The organism is Sodalis praecaptivus (assembly GCF_000517425.1).
Lineage (GTDB): Bacteria > Pseudomonadota > Gammaproteobacteria > Enterobacterales > Enterobacteriaceae > Sodalis_A > Sodalis_A praecaptivus.
Genome location: NZ_CP006569.1, coordinates 4,696,946 through 4,709,528, shown reverse-complemented (window position 1 = coordinate 4,709,528; position 12,583 = coordinate 4,696,946). Strand labels below are relative to the sequence as shown.

At 55.5% G+C, this 12,583-nt stretch carries 6 protein-coding genes, 1 tRNA gene and 2 rRNA genes; 4 read left to right on the top strand and 5 right to left on the bottom strand.

All coding sequences use genetic code 11. The features are described 5' to 3' along the window. Positions 1 to 15: 15 nt before the first annotated feature. The 4 genes from mioC to ravA all read right to left on the bottom strand — a co-directional run bounded on the left by mioC (position 16) and on the right by ravA (position 4,047). Positions 16 to 468, bottom strand: a complete 453-nt coding sequence (gene mioC, locus SANT_RS20935; protein ID WP_025424171.1) for an FMN-binding protein MioC — start codon at positions 466 to 468, stop codon at positions 16 to 18. Between the two features lie 89 nt (positions 469 to 557). Continuing rightward, positions 558 to 1,019, bottom strand: coding sequence for a transcriptional regulator AsnC (gene asnC / locus SANT_RS20930; protein WP_025424170.1), 462 nt, complete (start codon positions 1,017 to 1,019; stop codon positions 558 to 560). 52 nt (positions 1,020 to 1,071) lie between these two features. After that, positions 1,072 to 2,541 carry an ATPase RavA stimulator ViaA gene (viaA, locus tag SANT_RS20925; protein WP_025424169.1) on the bottom strand — a complete coding sequence of 490 codons (1,470 nt, stop codon included), beginning with the start codon at positions 2,539 to 2,541 and terminating at the stop codon, positions 1,072 to 1,074. A gap of 6 nt (positions 2,542 to 2,547) precedes the next feature. Then, complete coding sequence (ravA, locus tag SANT_RS20920) at positions 2,548 to 4,047, bottom strand: ATPase RavA (protein ID WP_025424168.1); 1,500 nt, start codon at positions 4,045 to 4,047, stop codon at positions 2,548 to 2,550. A gap of 242 nt (positions 4,048 to 4,289) precedes the next feature. On the opposite strand from ravA, the gene kup reads away from it, so the two are divergent. Next, positions 4,290 to 6,158 (top strand): low affinity potassium transporter Kup, encoded by a 1,869-nt coding sequence (gene kup / locus SANT_RS20915; protein WP_025424167.1) that lies wholly within the window; start codon positions 4,290 to 4,292, stop codon positions 6,156 to 6,158. 4 nt (positions 6,159 to 6,162) lie between these two features. Here the strand turns inward: kup and SANT_RS20910 are convergent, their stop codons facing one another. Continuing rightward, positions 6,163 to 6,852, bottom strand: a complete 690-nt coding sequence (locus tag SANT_RS20910; protein ID WP_025424166.1) for a FadR/GntR family transcriptional regulator — start codon at positions 6,850 to 6,852, stop codon at positions 6,163 to 6,165. A gap of 470 nt (positions 6,853 to 7,322) precedes the next feature. Between SANT_RS20910 and SANT_RS20905 the strand changes: the two genes are divergently transcribed. The 3 genes from SANT_RS20905 to SANT_RS20895 all read left to right on the top strand — a co-directional run bounded on the left by SANT_RS20905 (position 7,323) and on the right by SANT_RS20895 (position 12,437). Then, positions 7,323 to 8,864: ribosomal RNA gene (locus tag SANT_RS20905) — 16S ribosomal RNA — on the top strand. A gap of 100 nt (positions 8,865 to 8,964) precedes the next feature. Then, positions 8,965 to 9,040: transfer RNA gene (locus SANT_RS20900), tRNA-Glu, on the top strand. Between the two features lie 392 nt (positions 9,041 to 9,432). After that, positions 9,433 to 12,437 (top strand): 23S ribosomal RNA (locus SANT_RS20895). Together the 16S and 23S rRNA genes with 1 tRNA gene alongside form the textbook arrangement of a ribosomal RNA operon. The last annotated feature ends 146 nt before the right edge of the window (positions 12,438 to 12,583 follow it).

Here is a 12,583-nt window from a genome sequence, read left to right as displayed (position 1 = left end):
ACACAAAAAAAAGGGCTATCGGTGTGCTTTTATCTGCATGATCCATTCCGCTACCCAGGCTTCCGCCGGATCCTCGGGGATTTCGTGCTGAGTAATGTCGATCTTCAGCACCTCGCCGATCCGCTTGGCGCCGAGCGTCGTAAGCTGGCGATCCAAGGTATCGATCGCGCCACAGAACGTATCGTATTCGCTGCTGCCGATGCCGATTGCGCCATAGGTGACCTCGGCGAGTGAGGGCGCTTGCGCCGTCAACGCTTCCAGCAGCGGCTGAAGATTCTCCGGCAGCTCGCCGGCGCCGTGGGTGGAGGTAACCAGGAGCCACAGGCCCTCGGGACTTAATTCCGCCAGTTCTGCGCCGTGCAGGATGTGGGGGGTGAACCCCTGCTGTTCGAGGATGCCGGCGACGTGCTCGGCAACATATTCGGCGCTACCCAAGGTGCTGCCGCTGATGATGGTTACGTCGGCCATGATGGTCCCGTCAGATAAATGAGCCGGTATTGTACGCTGTGTACCGGCTGGGATCTACCTGTGGATAATTGTGGGTATTAATCGGGCCACTATGGCACGATAGTCCGGCTGATAGGGTTTTGCAGTGAGATGAGGGTTTCGGTGGATTGGATCTCGTCGATGGTCTGGATCTTGTTGATAAGTACCTGTTGCAGGGCATCGATGGAGCGGCACATCACTTTAATAAAGATGCTGTAATGGCCGGTGGTGTAATAGGCTTCCACCACTTCGTTCAGTGCGTCCAGCTTCTTGAGCGCGGAGGGGTAATCCTTGGCGCTCTTAAGAATAATGCCGATAAAGCAGCAGACGTCATAACCCAGCTGTTTCGGGCTAATATCCACCCTGGCCCCGGTGATGATGCCCGCCTGTTTCATTTTTTCCACCCGCACATGCACGGTACCGGGACTAACGTTTAACTGCTTGGCCAGCTCGGCGTAGGCGGTGCGCGCGTTGGCCATCAGCGCCTGCAAAATGGCGCGATCGAGGGCGTCGAGCTGATAAGTTTCCGCCATGGTGATGTCCTCTATGGCGATCCCGGCGGCAAATCCGTTGCCCGCCGCGGGATCACTTTTTACGGCGCCAGCGGCGCATGAGCCGCTGTTTCAGTCCGGTGTCGAAGCGCCAGATGTGATCGAAGATCTTCATAATACCGGGTTTTCCCATCGACGATAGCGCGACGGCGTGAAAGCGCTGCTGACGATCGCGCTGCCGTTCGCGTATACGTCGCTGGACCGCTTCGGGCAGGCGCTGGGCGATGAAATCGGAAATGACCACCGCATCCGCATCCTGCCACGCCGGTTCGGCGAGCTTCTCGGTCAGCGCCGTCAGGCAGGCCGCCAGATCGGTGCCGCCGCGAAAACGCTGGCCCAGAAAACGGATGGCCTGCTCCAGGCCGCCGTCGGCGGTCAGTTCGTAATCCACCTGGCCGGTGGAAAACAGGCTGATGAAACAGCGTCGGTCATCGGCCAGCGCGATACGCATCAGCGCCAGGCAAAACCCTTTCGCGCACTCCTCATTGAAACCGCCCATCGAACCGGAGGTATCTACGCAAACAATCATTGGCCCGCGCGGCTGCTGTTCGTGTTGTTGGCTGCTGGCTGGCTGTAGAATGCGCCGCGTCCGCCAGGCGTCACCGTGCAGACGGTAGGTCAACAGCCGTTTCTCCAGCAAACGACGGTAAAATTCGTACTCCAGTTCATCAATACCCAGGACGGATAACTCTCCCGGTAGCAGCCGCAGCAGGTCGTCGCTATGATGGATACCGCTAATTTCTTCAGGCTGAACCGCCGGCTCGCGCACGCGCTTCTCCACTTCGCGCTCAAGCGAATGGGGCGCGGCGACGAAACGCGCTTCACGGCTGCGTCCCAATTGTTCCGCCAACTGCAGAAGTTCCGGCTGCCGATGCAGAAATTCGCCATAGTGTACCAGCAGGCGATAATCGCCTTGTTGTACCTGCCCGGCGGCCATATCCCACAACCGGCCGGCGGCGTGTTGATTCTCCGCCAGCAGCGGCGCCAGCGCGCCGCTCATCGCGAGCTGCTGCTGTAGCTCGTCAAGCAGAAACTCCCGCTCTCTTTCTAACAGTTGATGCTGCACCGTGGTGGCCTGCAACGTCAAACTGATGCGCCAACGCTGTAAGAACAGGGTTTGGAACGCGTTATCGGGGCGACCCGTTTCTGTTGATGCGGCCTGATAGAGCCGTTGCGCTTCGGGATAAAACGGCGACGAGAGGGCCGCAAGCCGCGTCAGGGTGTCCGGCAATTGGGCGAGAAAATCCAGATGAGCCCGCAGTTGGTTTTGTTGAAACAGATAAAATTCGCTGGCCAGCGCCGGAGGCACTTTGCCTCGACGCAGCGCCTGTTCCAGCCGCGGTTTCATCAGCGGCGCACGTTTCATCAATTCCTTCTTCAGCGCCGGAAACTGTTCCAGTAGTAAGACCACTTGCGGGCTGCCAATCAAGGTCAAGATAATGTCATCCAGCAGTTGCCCCTGGTCAATGGCTAACAGCAGATTGATCGTATCCAGCGTCACCACCGCGCGTCAGTCCTGTCTGGCCTGGGCTAATTGCTGGGAAAGGTCCAGCAAACTGGCTTCAATCCTCGCGACCCACTCTTTGGTAATAAAGAGGCAACTTTGCTGTTCGTGGAACAGGCTGCGCTGCTGATGGTAGAGCCGCGTGGCTTCCTCGAGATCATCCATCAGCGCAGCCGGCACCGCCTGCGCCGGCACGTTTTCCGCCAGCGCCAGCAATGAGGGCTGAAGGCTGATATCGACTATTTCAAGCTGATGCTGAGCGTTGATGCGTGCCTCGAGCCCCTGCGCGAAACCGATACCGTTCAGCCGGGCCTTGAACACGCCTCCTTTATTCAGCCACTGTTGCAGGGTTTCACGCTCAACGGTGATGTGATCGACGTGGATATCGTGCAATCGCCGCGGCGTTTGCAATATGAGGGTCAACACCGGTTCCGTCAACGATGGCGGCAGGCTGTAATGGGGTTTACGGCTCATAAGGGTTTTGGCGGGCGCAAACGTAAGCGCCCGCTGGGCCTGAGTTTGGGCAATATGCTGACGTTTTTGGCGGTTAAAGTTCTGTATCTTGCTCAGAATCGTCAGCTGTTGATAACCCTGCTCGACCATCAGCTGCTCAAGTTGCTGATTAATGAGCTGGTAACTGGCCGGATCGTGCCACAGGCATTCCTTTAGCAGGATGATATCTACCGGGGTGATGCTTTGGCGATCGCTGAAAAATGCGCTGGCCTGGAGCAAACGCAACGCCTTTTTCCAGCGCCGGTCGGAGATATAGGGCGCCTCGGGCAGCGCTTCCAGCCGCTGACGTAATAGATATATCAGCTCGAAACAGGCCGCCGGCAGCGTAACCTTGTCAATCTGCCGTTGCCAAGATTGGTACTCCTCGTCGCTCACCCGCAGTGGCGGGGGAACTTCCTGCGGCTGGCTGTCCGCGTGACTGGTCAGCAATGCGTGAAAATTACTCTTCTCCTTGACCTTATCCAGCCACAGGCGGATTAACATCCGGTCATACAGGGCTTCCAGGCCGCTGTCGGCCTCCGGCAATTCGTTGGAGGCGGTGATGAGCAACCGCAGCGGCATCGTCTGTTCCTGATCGCCGTTACGAAACCGTCGTTCGTTGATGGCGGTGAGCAGGGTGTTCAAAATGGCCGGGCCCGCCTTCCAGATTTCATCCAGAAAAACAATTTCCGCCTCCGGCAAATACCCTTGTGTCATCCGATGATAGCGGCCATCCTCTTTCAGCGCCTGGATGGACAGCGGGCCGAACACCTCTTCCGGCGTGGAAAAGCGGGTCATCAGATAATCGAAGGCGCGCGCATGGCTGAACGCCAGCTTCAGGCGCCGGGCGATAAGGCTTTTGGCGATGCCGGGCGGCCCCAGCAAAAATACGCTTTCGCCGGAAAGCGCCGCCAGCAGACAGAGCCGCATGGTATGCTGCCGCTCGTATAACCCGTTTTCCAACACGCTGCTGAGGCGAGAGATTCGCTCTGCCAGAAGGGACGTAGGCGCCATAATCAGATCGGTTATCCCTATGAGTAGTGAGAAGGACACAATAAACCAGCGCATTTTATAAAGAAATGCTCGCGTAAATTTATCCGTTATCAACTTTTTTTGCGTTAATCGCCCCTCAACGGGGGATAATCAGCATTAGAATTAGGGTTTCGGCATTTTTCAGGCATACTGTGCGCTTTTGGTTTTCGAGGAAGTGCATCACCGCATGCTCCTGGACGACAAAATAGCGCGAAGAAAAGGTTATGAATAAAGATCATAAGCAGTCGCTGCCGGCGGTCACGCTTGCCGCAATAGGCGTCGTGTATGGTGATATTGGCACCAGTCCTTTATATACCTTACGTGAATGTCTTGCCGGCCATTATGGTTTTGGCGTCGAACGCGTGGCGGTGTTTGGTTTCTTATCCCTCATTTTCTGGCTCCTGATCCTGATAGTCTCGCTGAAATACCTTCTCTTCGTCATGCGCGCCGACAACGCCGGCGAAGGCGGCATTCTGACGCTGATGTCGCTCGCAGGCAGAAATACCGGCGCCAAATTGACGCCGGTATTAGTGATTATCGGCCTTATCGGCGGCAGCTTCTTTTATGGCGAAGTGGTGATCACGCCGGCTATCTCGGTCATGTCGGCGATAGAGGGCTTACAGATTGCCGCGCCATCGCTACAGGAATTTATTGTCCCGCTCTCCGTGGTGGTGCTAACCCTGCTGTTTTTCATTCAAAAGAAAGGCACCGGCAGCGTTGGCAAACTTTTCGCGCCGGTGATGCTGGTATGGTTTCTCACGCTGGGCGTTCTGGGCGTGCGCGGCATTATCGGTAATCCCGAAGTGCTGTATGCGCTTAATCCGAAATGGGCTATCGCCTTTTTTGCCGAATATCAAACCGTCTCCTTTTTTGCTCTCGGAGCGGTGGTGCTGGCCATTACCGGCGTGGAAGCGCTGTACGCCGATATGGGGCATTTCGGTAAATTGCCCATCCGCATCGCCTGGTTTAGCGCAGTGCTGCCGTCCCTGGTGCTTAATTATTTCGGTCAGGGCGCGCTGTTGCTGTCATCCCCGGCGGCAATCAAAAACCCTTTCTTTTTACTCGCTCCCGATTGGGCGATGATTCCGCTGCTTATTCTCGCGACGCTTGCCACGGTTATCGCTTCTCAGGCGGTGATTTCCGGCGTGTTTTCCTTGACCCGCCAAGCGGTGCGTCTGGGATATTTACCGCCGATGCGCATCATCCATACCTCCGATATGGAGGTGGGGCAGATTTATATTCCTTTCATCAACTGGCTGCTGTATATCGCCGTGGTGCTGGTGATTGTCAGCTTCGAGCATTCCAGTAATCTGGCGGCGGCCTACGGTATCGCGGTGACCGGCACCATGGTGCTAACCAGCATCCTGTCTTGTACCGTGGCCAGAAAAAACTGGCATTGGAACCTGTTGCTGGTAGCGGTGCTATTGTTGGCGCTATTGTGCCTCGATGTGCCCATGTTCGCCGCCAACGCGCTCAAGATTTTCTCCGGCGGCTGGCTACCGCTGCTGTTGGGATTCCTGATGTTTGTCGCCATGACGACCTGGAAAAGCGAGCGGTTCCGCTTGCTGCGCCGGATCCACGAGCACGGGAATTCCCTGGAGGCGCTCATTGCCTCATTGGAAAAATCGCCGCCGGTGCGGGTACCCGGCACCGCCGTGTTTATGTCGCGCGCCATGAACGTCATCCCTTTTGCCCTGCTGCATAACCTGAAACACAACAAAGTCCTGCATGAGCGCGTGGTGTTGCTGACGCTGCGCACCGAAGATGCGCCCTTTGTGCATAATGTACGACGGGTCACCATCGAAGCGCTGTCGCCGACCTTCTGGCGCGTGGTGGCCAATTATGGTTACAAAGAGACGCCGGATATGGAGGAAATCTTCCACCGCTGCGGGTTGGAGGGGCTGTCATGCCGGATGATGGAAACGTCTTTCTTTATGTCCCATGAATCGCTGATTCTCGGGAAGCGGCCCTGGTATCTCATGGTTAGGGGGAAGCTGTTCATGGCCTTAAGCCGCAATGCCCTGCGCGCGCCGGATCAATATCTCATCCCGCCTAACCGGGTCATTGAGCTGGGAACGCAGATAGAGATCTAAAGGTTTAATCATTCTCAGCCAGCAGTTGCTGACAGGCGGCGAAGGCCCCCGGGCCGTCCCCGGCGAGAATGGCGTCCACGATGGCCTGATGCCGGCCCAGTTTGATGACATCATCGCTGGCAATGGCGCGAAAGTAATTTTGGTAAATCGAGCTGAACAGATTGGCGAACGAGGAAAGGAACGGGTTGCCGCTGATGTCATAAATATGGCGGTGAAAATCCGCGTCAACGCTTATCCAGCGCTCGCGATCAAAATGCTGGTGAAGCCGACGCATCTCTGCCATCAATGCACTCAGCCGCTGCCGTTCGCCGTCGTTGGCGTTTAACGCCGCCAGCGCGCAGGCCTGGGGCTCCAGGCTAATGCGCATAATCAGGAAGTGCGCCAGGACGTCTTGAAAATTTTCCCGGTTAAGCCACCATCCCAACAGGTCCTGATCGAGAAAGTTCCACTGATGGCGCGGCAACACCCGTGTTCCAATTCTGGGACGCGGCAAGACCATTCCCTTCGCCGCCAGGATTTTTACCGCTTCGCGTACGGCGGTACGGCTCACGCCGAATTGTTCCCCTAATTCCATTTCGCCGGGCAGAATATCTCCGGCGGTAAATTCGCCCGCCAGGATACGCTGACTTATTTTTTCGGCCAGTACATAGGAGAGGTTGCGTTGTGCGGCCCGTTGCTGTACGGATAAATGCATAGCGTTCTTCCCTATTTCATCATGACAATAAACCTTCACATACTATGCCAACGCAATCATTGCGGGTGGGAAATTCCTGTTTCTGGCGCATAATAACGCCATTTTTAGCGCTTTTGCTGAAAAATAAATCAATCAGATCGTATTTGTGAAATAGCGCTTGTCACCGGCCGTGAAGGCCCTATAATGCGCCTCCACTGACCGGGAACAGTCGCTGCGACTTACCGGCTCAGCCAGAGGCAAGCGGGCGCGCGAAGGGCAAATAAAAGCTTGACTCTACAGCGGAAAAGCGTAATATACGCCACCCGCGCCGGTAGAGAAAATACCCTCCCGGCCACGCTCTTTAACAATTTATCAGACAATCTGTGTGGGCACTCACAAGACGATATCGATACACGAAATATCAAGTCTTGAAGAGTGAACAACGAATATTCATACGAATACCAGTTTTAATTCTTTGAGCATCAAGCTTTTAATTGAAGAGTTTGATCATGGCTCAGATTGAACGCTGGCGGCAGGCCTAACACATGCAAGTCGAGCGGCAGCGGAAAGAAGCTTGCTTCTTTGCCGGCGAGCGGCGGACGGGTGAGTAATGTCTGGGGATCTGCCCGATGGAGGGGGATAACTACTGGAAACGGTAGCTAATACCGCATAACGTCGCAAGACCAAAGTGGGGGACCTTCGGGCCTCACACCATCGGATGAACCCAGATGGGATTAGCTAGTAGGTGGGGTAATGGCTCACCTAGGCGACGATCCCTAGCTGGTCTGAGAGGATGACCAGCCACACTGGAACTGAGACACGGTCCAGACTCCTACGGGAGGCAGCAGTGGGGAATATTGCACAATGGGGGAAACCCTGATGCAGCCATGCCGCGTGTGTGAAGAAGGCCTTCGGGTTGTAAAGCACTTTCAGCGGGGAGGAAGGCGATGGCGTAAATAGCGCCATCGATTGACGTTACCCGCAGAAGAAGCACCGGCTAACTCCGTGCCAGCAGCCGCGGTAATACGGAGGGTGCGAGCGTTAATCGGAATTACTGGGCGTAAAGCGTACGCAGGCGGTCTGTTAAGTCAGATGTGAAATCCCCGGGCTCAACCTGGGAACTGCATTTGAAACTGGCAGGCTAGAGTCTCGTAGAGGGGGGTAGAATTCCAGGTGTAGCGGTGAAATGCGTAGAGATCTGGAGGAATACCGGTGGCGAAGGCGGCCCCCTGGACGAAGACTGACGCTCAGGTACGAAAGCGTGGGGAGCAAACAGGATTAGATACCCTGGTAGTCCACGCTGTAAACGATGTCGATTTGAAGGTTGTGGCCTTGAGCCGTGGCTTTCGGAGCTAACGCGTTAAATCGACCGCCTGGGGAGTACGGCCGCAAGGTTAAAACTCAAATGAATTGACGGGGGCCCGCACAAGCGGTGGAGCATGTGGTTTAATTCGATGCAACGCGAAGAACCTTACCTACTCTTGACATCCAGAGAACTTGGCAGAGATGCCTTGGTGCCTTCGGGAGCTCTGAGACAGGTGCTGCATGGCTGTCGTCAGCTCGTGTTGTGAAATGTTGGGTTAAGTCCCGCAACGAGCGCAACCCTTATCCTTTGTTGCCAGCGATTCGGTCGGGAACTCAAAGGAGACTGCCGGTGATAAACCGGAGGAAGGTGGGGATGACGTCAAGTCATCATGGCCCTTACGAGTAGGGCTACACACGTGCTACAATGGCGCATACAAAGAGAAGCGATCTCGCGAGAGTCAGCGGACCTCATAAAGTGCGTCGTAGTCCGGATTGGAGTCTGCAACTCGACTCCATGAAGTCGGAATCGCTAGTAATCGTGGATCAGAATGCCACGGTGAATACGTTCCCGGGCCTTGTACACACCGCCCGTCACACCATGGGAGTGGGTTGCAAAAGAAGTAGGTAGCTTAACCTTCGGGAGGGCGCTTACCACTTTGTGATTCATGACTGGGGTGAAGTCGTAACAAGGTAACCGTAGGGGAACCTGCGGTTGGATCACCTCCTTACCTAGACGATACGTTCAAGTGACGTGTCCACACAGATTGTCTGATAACTGTCACGAGCAAAGCAGCCCGTCGGCGGCTTTTTTTTATGCCGATTTTTCGTGTCCCCTTCGTCTAGTGGCCTAGGACACTGCCCTTTCACGGCGGTAACAGGGGTTCGAACCCCCTAGGGGACGCCACTTTGCTTTTTATTTCAGAGCGCGTTTATCGAGCGCGCTGCGAAATACCGCTCTTTAACAATCCGGAACAAGCTGAAAATTTGAAACACATGCTGAAGCGCAAACTCAGTATGCGAGTCTCTCAAACGAAGTAAGCAAACCTGAGATAACGCGTAAGCGTTATCACTGTAGCGCGACAGGCCTTGTCGTCTCCGTGGCGTCTTCACAGACGCCGCCGGGTCTCGCCAGTATGGCGACACTCGAGCGAGACGGCGCGAACGGCTGAAAGCCCAGGCGCACGGCACGCAGGCACCGCAGTGGACTTGATGTCCATGAGGATGCCGAGTACCGCGCAACGCCGGATTTCAGTCGTGCAGCCCGTCGGACAAGGTGCAGACAGCTCAGGGTTGTGAGGTTAAGTGACTAAGCGTACACGGTGGATGCCTAGGCAGTCAGAGGCGATGAAGGACGTGCTAATCTGCGAAAAGCGCCGGTGAGCTGATATGAAGCGTTATCAGCCGGCGATGTCCGAATGGGGAAACCCGGTGCAACTCGTTGCATCATCGTTAAGTGAATCCATAGCTTAACGAAGCGAACCAGGGGAACTGAAACATCTCAGTACCCTGAGGAAAAGAAATCAACCGAGATTCCCCCAGTAGCGGCGAGCGAACGGGGAACAGCCCAGAGCCATCATCAGCTTGCGCATCAGGAGAACGGTCTGGAAAGTCCGGCGACAGAGGGTGATAGCCCCGTATCCGAAGGTGCGCTTGTTGTGAGCTCGATGAGTAGGGCGGGACACGTGATATCCTGTCTGAAGATGGGGGGACCATCCTCCAAGGCTAAATACTCCTGACTGACCGATAGTGAACCAGTACCGTGAGGGAAAGGCGAAAAGAACCCCGGCGAGGGGAGTGAAATAGAACCTGAAACCGTGTACGTACAAGCAGTGGGAGCATCCTTCGGGGTGTGACTGCGTACCTTTTGTATAATGGGTCAGCGACTTATATTCTGTAGCAAGGTTAACCGCATAGGGGAGCCGCAGGGAAACCGAGTCTTAACTGGGCGTCTAGTTGCAGGGTATAGACCCGAAACCCGGTGATCTAGCCATGGGCAGGTTGAAGGTTGGGTAACACTAACTGGAGGACCGAACCGACTAATGTTGAAAAATTAGCGGATGACTTGTGGCTGGGGGTGAAAGGCCAATCAAACCGGGAGATAGCTGGTTCTCCCCGAAAGCTATTTAGGTAGCGCCTCGTGACGTCATCTACGGGGGTAGAGCACTGTTTCGGCTAGGGGTCCATCCCGGATTACCAACCCGATGCAAACTGCGAATACCGTAGAATGTAATCACGGGAGACACACGGCGGGTGCTAACGTCCGTCGTGAAGAGGGAAACAACCCAGACCGCCAGCTAAGGTCCCAAAGTCATGGTTAAGTGGGAAACGATGTGGGAAGGCCCAGACAGCCAGGATGTTGGCTTAGAAGCAGCCATCATTTAAAGAAAGCGTAATAGCTCACTGGTCGAGTCGGCCTGCGCGGAAGATGTAACGGGGCTAAACCATGCACCGAAGCTGCGGCAGCGGACGTATCACTTAAAACGCTTAACGCGACGGCGAGCCGGCGCGTGCAAGCGACACTCCCGTTGAGTCGGCAACAGCCGGCCAAGGGCAAGGCGTTTTAAGGATACGTCCGTTGGGTAGGGGAGCGTTCTGTAAGCCTGCGAAGGTGGCCTGTGAGGGCTGCTGGAGGTATCAGAAGTGCGAATGCTGACATAAGTAACGATAAAGCGGGTGAAAAGCCCGCTCGCCGGAAGACCAAGGGTTCCTGTTCAACGTTAATCGGAGCAGGGTGAGTCGACCCCTAAGGCGAGGCCGAAAGGCGTAGTCGATGGGAAACAGGTTAATATTCCTGTACTGGGTGTGACTGCGAAGGGGGGACGGAGAAAGCTAGGTTCGCCGGGCGACGGTTGTCCCGGTTCAAGCGTGAAGGTGGAATGAGCAGGCAAATCCGCTCATTCTCAACACTGAGGCGTGATGACGAGCCACTACGGTGGTGAAGGAATTGATGCTACGCTTCCAGGAAAAGCCTCTAAGCTCCAGGTCACATCGAATCGTACCCCAAACCGACACAGGTGGTCAGGTAGAGAATACCCAGGCGCTTGAGAGAACTCGGGTGAAGGAACTAGGCAAAATGGTGCCGTAACTTCGGGAGAAGGCACGCTGGCATGTAGGTGGAGGGCCTTGCGCCCCGAGCTGAAGCCAGTCGCAGATACCAGCTGGCTGCAACTGTTTATTAAAAACACAGCACTGTGCAAACACGAAAGTGGACGTATACGGTGTGACGCCTGCCCGGTGCCGGAAGGTTAATTGATGGGGTTATCGCTTGCGAGAAGCTCTTGATCGAAGCCCCGGTAAACGGCGGCCGTAACTATAACGGTCCTAAGGTAGCGAAATTCCTTGTCGGGTAAGTTCCGACCTGCACGAATGGCGTAATGATGGCCAGGCTGTCTCCACCCGAGACTCAGTGAAATTGAACTCGCCGTGAAGATGCGGTGTACCCGCGGCAAGACGGAAAGACCCCGTGAACCTTTACTATAGCTTGACACTGAACATTGAGCCTTGATGTGTAGGATAGGTGGGAGGCTTTGAAGTGTGGACGCCAGTCTGCATGGAGCCAACCTTGAAATACCACCCTTTAATGTTTGATGTTCTCACTCAGGCCCGTTATCCGGGCCGAGGACAGTGTCTGGTGGGTAGTTTGACTGGGGCGGTCTCCTCCCAAAGTGTAACGGAGGAGCACGAAGGTTAGCTAATCACGGTCGGACATCGTGAGGTTAGTGCAAAGGCATAAGCTAGCTTGACTGCGAGAGTGACGGCTCGAGCAGGTGCGAAAGCAGGTCTTAGTGATCCGGTGGTTCTGAATGGAAGGGCCATCGCTCAACGGATAAAAGGTACTCCGGGGATAACAGGCTGATACCGCCCAAGAGTTCATATCGACGGCGGTGTTTGGCACCTCGATGTCGGCTCATCACATCCTGGGGCTGAAGTAGGTCCCAAGGGTATGGCTGTTCGCCATTTAAAGTGGTACGCGAGCTGGGTTTAGAACGTCGTGAGACAGTTCGGTCCCTATCTGCCGTGGGCGCTGGAAGATTGAGAGGGGCTGCTCCTAGTACGAGAGGACCGGAGTGGACGCACCACTGGTGTTCGGGTTGTCATGCCAATGGCATTGCCCGGTAGCTACGTGCGGAAGAGATAACCGCTGAAAGCATCTAAGCGGGAAACTTGCCTCGAGATGAGTCTTCCCTGAGGCCTAGAGCCTCCTGAAGGGACGTTAAAGACGATGACGTTGATAGGTCGGGTGTGTAAGCGCTGCGAGGCGTTGAGCTAACCGATACTAATGACCCGTGAGACTTAACCTTACAACACCTGAGCTGTTTGAGAGCGAGCGTGAGACGAGAGCGAAAGCGAACGTTGACGCCCAAAGCGCAGGCGGATGACACCGCCGACACCCGCGCCAACCGCAGGCCAGATATGGCCGTGAAAGGCATGAGCCACACCGACCCCG